The organism is Paraburkholderia sp. GAS32 (assembly GCF_050434225.1).
Classification (GTDB): domain Bacteria; phylum Pseudomonadota; class Gammaproteobacteria; order Burkholderiales; family Burkholderiaceae; genus Paraburkholderia; species Paraburkholderia madseniana.
The window spans coordinates 141,291-148,393 of record NZ_JBNPVS010000023.1 but is presented as its reverse complement, the minus strand read 5'-3'; the positions used below and the strand labels follow the sequence as shown (position 1 = coordinate 148,393).

Annotated in this window: 6 protein-coding genes; 3 read left to right on the top strand and 3 right to left on the bottom strand. The window is 64.0% G+C overall.

The annotated features are described in order from the left end of the window. Positions 1-198: 198 nt before the first annotated feature. Entirely contained in the window at positions 199-405 is a 207-nt protein-coding gene (locus P3T25_RS26480; protein ID WP_154566977.1) for a hypothetical protein, read from the bottom strand. A 36-nt stretch (positions 406-441) separates the two neighbouring features. On the opposite strand from P3T25_RS26480, the gene P3T25_RS26475 reads away from it, so the two are divergent. From P3T25_RS26475 to P3T25_RS26465, 3 genes are all read left to right on the top strand, one after another. Next, entirely contained in the window at positions 442-1,920 is a 1,479-nt protein-coding gene (locus tag P3T25_RS26475) for a TAXI family TRAP transporter solute-binding subunit (protein WP_171929449.1), read from the top strand. A gap of 166 nt (positions 1,921-2,086) precedes the next feature. Next, positions 2,087-2,731 carry a 2-hydroxychromene-2-carboxylate isomerase gene (locus tag P3T25_RS26470; RefSeq protein ID WP_171929448.1) on the top strand — a complete coding sequence of 215 codons (645 nt, stop codon included), beginning with the start codon at positions 2,087-2,089 and terminating at the stop codon, positions 2,729-2,731. 245 nt (positions 2,732-2,976) lie between these two features. Beyond that, a complete protein-coding gene (locus tag P3T25_RS26465; RefSeq protein ID WP_429359504.1) occupies positions 2,977-3,957 on the top strand; it encodes a LysR substrate-binding domain-containing protein in 981 nt (326 codons plus the stop codon). A gap of 80 nt (positions 3,958-4,037) precedes the next feature. Here the strand turns inward: P3T25_RS26465 and xdhC are convergent, their stop codons facing one another. Further along, positions 4,038-4,604, bottom strand: a complete 567-nt coding sequence (gene xdhC, locus P3T25_RS26460) for a xanthine dehydrogenase accessory protein XdhC (protein WP_429359502.1) — start codon at positions 4,602-4,604, stop codon at positions 4,038-4,040. 114 nt (positions 4,605-4,718) lie between these two features. Further along, entirely contained in the window at positions 4,719-7,085 is a 2,367-nt protein-coding gene (gene xdhB / locus P3T25_RS26455) for a xanthine dehydrogenase molybdopterin binding subunit (protein ID WP_429359500.1), read from the bottom strand. Between the last annotated feature and the right edge of the window lie 18 nt (positions 7,086-7,103).

Here is a 7,103-nt window from a genome sequence, read left to right as displayed (position 1 = left end):
TGACCCCGCCATACGCTCTAGCAAGGAGATGCGGAAGAAATTGATCGACGCTTTGTAAGCGGCCTTGACAACTTCCTGCTCATAGAAGGGGGCATCGGGCGTGTTTTGTTCATGCGCCGTTCATATTCTGGCTCGGGCGTGCTTCGCCGACTGGTCATGTGCCGTTCACGGGACGTTCATGGGACGTTCATCGGCCGTTCATGTACCGTTCACGCGCCGTTCACGATTTGTTACGGGTTTGACGGCGCCCGCGCCGGCCGGACGCTGCGCCGCCGCGCGAATCTCAGGTACCATCGGCGCGACGCGCTGCCGCGCGGTTTGTGCGGCTTGTGTGCCTTGCACGGCAGCCAGCCCGGCATGGCGCGAACGCTTTGCCGCAGTTCGCGCGCCGCAGAACGCCGTCATCCTGTTCACTTTCGACCGTAGCCGTCACGTCATCCGATGAAGCCAGCCACCGGCCGCAAACGCCCTCCCCGTCTCGTCGCCCGTTTCGTGGCGATCTCCTGGCGCGATCTGGCGGTCTCGTTCGGACCGCTCCTGCTGATCGCCGTCGCGGCGATCTGGGTCGCCGTGCGCCTGATCCAGCCCGCCCCGCCCAGCACGCTGACGATCAGCGCCGGCCCCGAAGGCAGCACCTTCTGGAATGCGGCCCAGAAGTACAAGGAAATTCTGGCGCGCAACCGTATCACCCTGAACGTCTTGCCCTCGGAAGGCTCGCTGCAGAATCTCAAACGGCTCTCAGACCCGAAGTCGAACGTCGACGTCGGCTTCGTGCAGGACGGGGTCGCGCCCGGCCCGGCGAGCGAGGGCCTGATGTCGCTCGGCAGCGTGGCCTATGTCCCGCTGGCGATCTTCTATCACGGGCCGACAATCGCGCGGCTCTCCGAATTCAAGGGCTTGCGCCTCGCGGTCGGCGCCGAGGGCAGCGGTACGCGCGAACTGGCGCTCGCACTGCTCAAGGCAAACGGCATCGTGCCGGGCGGCCCGACCAAACTGCTGCCGCTCTCGGGCGACGACGCCGCCCAGGCACTCGTCACCGGCAAAGTCGACGCGGCGTTTCTGGCCGGCGATTCGGCGCAACCGGCGGTGATGGGCAAGCTCTATCGCACGCCGAATGTGCAGTTCTACGATTTCACCCAGGCCGATGCCTACACCCGTCGTTTTCCGTATCTGACGCAGCTCCAGATGCCGATGGGCGCGTTCGACCTCGGCAAGAATCTGCCGTCCACGCCGATTCATATGGTGGCGCCGACCGCCGAACTGGTGGCGCGCGACTCGTTGCACCCTGCGCTGTCCGATCTGCTGATCGAAGCGGCACGCGAGGTCCACGGCAAGGCAAACATCATGCAGCGCGCCGGCGAATTCCCCGCACCGCTCGCCCACGATTTCCCGATCAGCGACGACGCCGCCCGCTACTACAAGTCAGGCAAGGGCTTCCTCTACCGGATCCTGCCGTTCTGGCTGGCGAGTCTCGCGGACCGGCTGCTGGTGGTCGTGGTGCCGCTGATCGTGCTGCTGATTCCGGCGCTGCGCGTCGTGCCGTCGCTGTACACGTGGCGGGTGAAATCGCGCATCTACCGCTGGTATGGCGCGCTGATCGCGATCGAGCGCAGCGCGCTCAGCGAATACTCGGCCGAAGAACGCGCCACGCTGATCGAGCGGCTCGATGCGATCGAAGAATCGGTGAACGGGCTAAAAATGCCGCTCGCCTATGCGGATCAGTTCTACGTGCTGCGCGAACATATCGGCTTCGTGCGCGAGCGGCTCACGCATAGCCGCGAGGCTCAGCGCGACGTAGCGGGAGACTCGGACGACGAGCCGCCGCCATCTGCTTCGGCGCGCGCAGCAGAAGCAGATGACGCAACGGAATCACCTGAAGCGCGGGGAGCCGACGAGCCTTCGGCCGGCCGCCACGCCTAGGGACCCGTCTCGACCCACGTGGTCGAGTTTGCCGTCCCCCGTATCGGCCATCCCGATCCAAAACCACATTGACCGGTGCAAGCGGCGGCTGCACCGCGTAAGATCATTACAATTCCGACGGTCCAGCAGACGACACCGTTCGGAAAGGGCAATCCGGGAGACACTTATGACCGTAGGCATCGACGCCAGGCAACCGCTGTGGTTTTACGATTTTGTCTCGCCGTTCACCTACCTGTTGCTCGAGCAACACGACAAGTGGCCGGGCTTCGACTTCGCGTTCACGCCGGTCGTGCTGAACGATCTGTATCGCCACTGGGGCCAGCGGCCCGCTTATAGCGTGCCCGCCAAACGCACCTTCATGTACCGTCACGCGCTGTTTCGCGCGGAGCAACTCGGCATTCCGTTCAAGATGCCGCCGGCCCATCCGTTCGACTCGATGAAACCGCTCCTGCTCGCCACCGCGGCGAACGGCGACATCAGTTTCGTCCGCGAGATTTTCCGTTTTATCTGGCGTGAAGGCCGCGATCCGTCGAGCGATGCAGCATTCGCCGAACTGTGCGAGCGCGTCGGCAAGCCGGACGGCCCGGCACTGATCAAGAATGAAGAAGTGAAGGCGCAATTGCAGCGCAACACCACGGACGCAATCGGTCTGGGCGTCTACGGCGTGCCGACCTTCTTTCTGAACGACCAATTGTTCTGGGGCGAAGACGCGTTGCCTATGGTGCTGTATTGCGCACGCACGCCGAACTGGCTCGACTCGCAGGAAGTGAAGCGGGTCAGTTCGCTGCCTTCAGGCTTCGCGGACGACTAAGCGAAAGGGAGACGTAATATTCGTGCAGACAGGCATGCCGTGCTCGTATCCGTGCATGCCTTTTTTGACGTGATGGCGTCAAAAAGGCCGTCCTGATGCCGGCCATACCGTGCCTGCTATGCCGCCACAGCGCAAACGGGCCTAAGGTTATAACCTTTGCGCCTCGCTCTCGCGATCTGGCTCGCGGGCGGCTCCGTACGACGCTTCATCCGGGCCCGACCTGCTTGCATCGCCTCGCCTAAACCATGGACGATTCCGCCGCCTCCCTCGATATCTGGCTCGTGCGCGTGCTGCGCACGCTGATCGTCGAGCGCAGCGTCACACAAACCGCGCTGCGTCTGAATCAGACCCAGCCCGCCATCAGCACCGCGCTGCGCAAACTGCGCGAGACGCTGAACGATCCGATCCTCGTGCGCGGCAAGTCGGGCATGGTGCCGACCGAATACGGCGAGTCGTTGCTGGCCTCGGCGCAACGCGTGCTGCGCGAAGTCGATTTCGTTGCGACGCCGCATGGCGACTTCGACGCCGGCCGCTCGCGCCGGACCTTCCGCGTGGCGGCACCGGATTATCTGAACGACTTCTTCATGCCCACCGTGATCGCGCAGTTTCGCGAAGCGGCGCCGCATGCGCGTCTGGAGATCGATTCGCTAAGCCCGATGCTCGACCATTCGGCCGCGCTCGACGCCGGTGAACTCGATCTGGTGATCGGCAACTGGCCGAAGCCGGATCCGCGTTTCGAGCGCAGTGACCTGTTCTCCGATACGGTGGTGTGCCTGATGCGCGCCGATCATCCGCTCGCACGCACGCCGATGACGCGCGAAGCGTATCTCGCCGCGCCGCATCTCGCGCCGACGCCTTATAGCGGCGCAAGCGGCGGCGCCGTCGACATCGGATTCGCAAGGGCCCGCGCCGAGCGGCGCATCGTCGCCACGCTGCCCTACTTCGGCCTCGTGCCGCAAACGCTGTTGCAATCGGATCTGATCTTCACGACCACGCGCCGTTTCGCGACGCACTATGCGAGCATCCTGCCGCTCGCCGTGGTCGAAGTGCCGATTCCGTTTCCACGCATCAAGTGCTATCAACTGTGGCATCCTCAGCCGGATCGGCCGAGCGATGTCGGCTGGCTGCGTGCGTTGATGTCGCAAGTGTCCGATGAATTGATCGCGCAGAAGGTGCGGCGCGCGAAACGGCCGGCGAAAAAAGAAACGTCAGCCGCGGCGGGCTGACGCTGTGATTTGAAGTCTGGGGAGTTCAGGTTACGAGCCTGGCGTTGAGCGCCTTACGCCAGGCGCCTCGCTCTATCTACTCACACGCTCGCGCAAAGCTTCTGCATTGCCGCCTGAGCCGAGGCTTGACGCGCACGGATCTGCAGCAACTCGGCACACACCGCGACCGCGATCGCCGCAGGCGCTTTATCCACAATGCCGGTCACGCCGATCGGGCAGGTCATCTCCACCAGCCGATCCAGATCGACGCCTCGATCCAGCAGACGACGCTCGAATTTCACGCGCTTTGTCTTCGACCCGATCATGCCGAAATAGGTGAAATCGCGCCGCCGCATGATGCGCGCGGCAAGTGAAAAATCGAGCGCGTGGTTATGCGTCATCACGAGGAAATACGCGCCGGGCGGCGCCGTGTCGACGATCGCATCGGGCGTGTCGGTCGCTTCGATCTGCACGTTGGCTGGCGTTTCGTCGGGGAACAGTTCGTCGCGTTCATCGACCCACTGGACGACGCACGGCAAGCTACCGAGCAGCGTGACGAGCGCATGGCCGACGTGCCCTGCGCCGAACAGCACGATGTGCATCGGCGCCGGACGCGGCGTTTGCACGGCGCTGCGCCGGCCGATCTGAACGGAAGAAAAGTCGTTCATGGCGATCATTCCAGTTAGTTACGATATTTGCACGATTTGCGTTAGCTGACCACTTGCAGGCGCTTCATGGCGCCCCCCGGCGGTCACGCCGGGGTTCGACCAGGACTCGCGCGCTTACTGCCGCGCCGCCGCAGTTGCTGCCCGCACTGCGCCGACTGCCTTGAGGATTTCCTCGCTGGTTGCGGGCGCATTCAGCGGCGGATTGACCTTGTGGTCGCCCACGGCCGACACCGCATCGCGCACGGCAAAGAACACCGAGAACGGCAGCAGCAGCGGCGGCTCGCCGGTCGCCTTCGAACGGTGGATGCTGTCCTCCGCATTGCGGTTCTTGAACAGGCGCACACGGAAGTCCGGCGGCGTATCGTTGACGGTCGGAATCTTGTAGGTCGACGGCGCGTGCGTCATCAGCTTGCCGCCCGTGTTCCACCACAGTTCTTCGGTCGTGAGCCAGCCCATGCCCTGGATGAACGCGCCTTCCACCTGGCCGACGTCGAGCGCCGGGTTCAGCGATGCGCCCACGTCATGCAAAGCGTCCGCGCGCAGCACGCGCATTTCGCCGGTCAGCGTGTCGATCACCACTTCCGACACGGCCGCGCCGTACGAGTAGTAGTAGAACGGCCGGCCTTGCAGCTTCGATTGATCCCAGTAGAGCTTCGGCGTGGCGTAGAAGCCGTCCGACCAGAGCTGGACACGCGCGACATAGGCCTTCGCGATCACTTCTTCGAACCGCACGATCATCTCGCCGACCACCACGCGGTCATGCACGAAACGCACTTCCGAAGCGGCCACCTGCCCTGCGCCGAAACGCTCGGCGGCGAAGGCCGACAGACGTTCGCGCAACTGGCGCGCGGCGTCTTGCGCAGCCTTGCCGTTCAGGTCCGAACCGGTCGACGCAGCGGTCGCCGAGGTATTGGCGATCTTGCTCGTATCGGTCGCCGTGACGCGGATGCGGTTAAAGCCGATACCCAGCTCATGCGCGACAACCTGCGCGACTTTGGTGTTCAAACCCTGGCCCATTTCGGTGCCGCCGTGGTTCACCAGCACCGAACCGTCGGTGTAGATGTGCACCAGCGCGCCGGCCTGGTTGAAGTGGGTCACGTTGAACGCGATGCCGAACTTGACCGGCGTGAGCGCCAGGCCCTTCTTCAGCACTTCGTTGTTCGCGTTGAACTCGTTGATCGCAGCACGGCGCGCGCGGTATTCGCTGGTCGCTTCGAGTTCGTCGATCAGTTCGTGAATGACGTTGTCTTCGACCACCTGACCATACGGCGTCTGGTTGCGCTCGGTCTTGCCGTACAGATTGCGGCGGCGCACGTCGAGCGAATCTTCGCCCACCGAGCGCGCGACGTTGTCCATGATGTACTCGATCGCGAACGCGCCTTGGGGACCGCCGAAGCCGCGGAACGCGGTGTTCGACTGCGTGTTGGTCTTGCCGCAGAAGCCGTCGATCGTGACGTCGGACAACCAGTACGCGTTGTCGAAGTGGCACAGCGCGCGCGTCATCACCGGACCAGACAGGTCGGCGGAGAAGCCGCAACGCGAGGTCATGTCGACCGTCACGCCGTCGATCACACCCTTGTCGTCGTAGCCCACTTCATACGTATAGTGGAAATCGTGGCGCTTGCCGGTGACCATCATGTCGTCGTCGCGGTCCGGACGCAGCTTGACCGGGCACAGCAGCTTCCATGCAGCGAGCGCCGCGCAGCACGCGAACAGACCCGATTGCGATTCCTTGCCGCCGAAGCCGCCGCCCATGCGGCGGCATTCGATCAGCACGTTGTGCGACGCCACGCCCAACGCGTGCGCGACCATGTGCTGCATTTCGGTCGGGTGCTGCGTCGAACAGTAGACGTGCATGCCGTCGTCGTCCTTCGGCACCGCGTATGAAATCTGGCCTTCCAGATAGAACTGCTCCTGGCCGCCGAGCAACATCTCGCCGGCTTCGCGACGCGCCGCACGGGCGATCTTCGTATCGGCTTCGCCGCGCGCGAGTTTCATCGGCGGCAAGACGTGCTGGTTCGCGGCCCGGGCCTGTTGCGCGGTGAGAATGGCCGGCAGTTCTTCGTAGACGACTTCGGCGCGGCGCGCAGCGAGGCGCGCGATCTCATGCGAGGTCGCGACCACGATGAACATCGGCTGGCCGACGTATTGCACGACACCATCCGCGAGAATCGGATCGTCGCCATGGATGATCGGACCCACGTCGTTGACACCGGGGATATCGCCCGCGGTGAAGATCGCGACCACGCCTGGCGTGGCGCGCACTTTGTCGAGCGCCATCGAGACGATCTTCGCGTGCGCTTTCGGCGACAGGCCGAGCGCGGCGTGCAGCGTGCCGGCAAGCGTCGGGATGTCGTCGGTGTAGGTGGCGCGACCGCTCACGTGCAAATGCGCGGACTCGTGCGGGCGCGAGATGTGGACCTGGGTAAAGTCGTCGAGATCCTGAAGGTCTTTCAGGAACGGTTCTGCGTGCTGATTCATTCTTGTGTTCTCCGTGTC

Bases quoted from the DNA above. Each gene is read 5' to 3' on its own strand.
- xdhC (WP_429359502.1), bottom strand. From the start codon at position 4,604: ATGAACGACTTTTCTTCCGTTCAGATCGGCCGGCGCAGCGCCGTGCAA.
- P3T25_RS26465 (WP_429359504.1), top strand. From the start codon at position 2,977: ATGGACGATTCCGCCGCCTCCCTCGATATCTGGCTCGTGCGCGTGCTG.
- P3T25_RS26470 (WP_171929448.1), top strand. From the start codon at position 2,087: ATGACCGTAGGCATCGACGCCAGGCAACCGCTGTGGTTTTACGATTTT.
- P3T25_RS26475 (WP_171929449.1), top strand. From the start codon at position 442: ATGAAGCCAGCCACCGGCCGCAAACGCCCTCCCCGTCTCGTCGCCCGT.
- P3T25_RS26480 (WP_154566977.1), bottom strand. From the start codon at position 405: ATGACGGCGTTCTGCGGCGCGCGAACTGCGGCAAAGCGTTCGCGCCAT.
- xdhB (WP_429359500.1), bottom strand. From the start codon at position 7,085: ATGAATCAGCACGCAGAACCGTTCCTGAAAGACCTTCAGGATCTCGAC.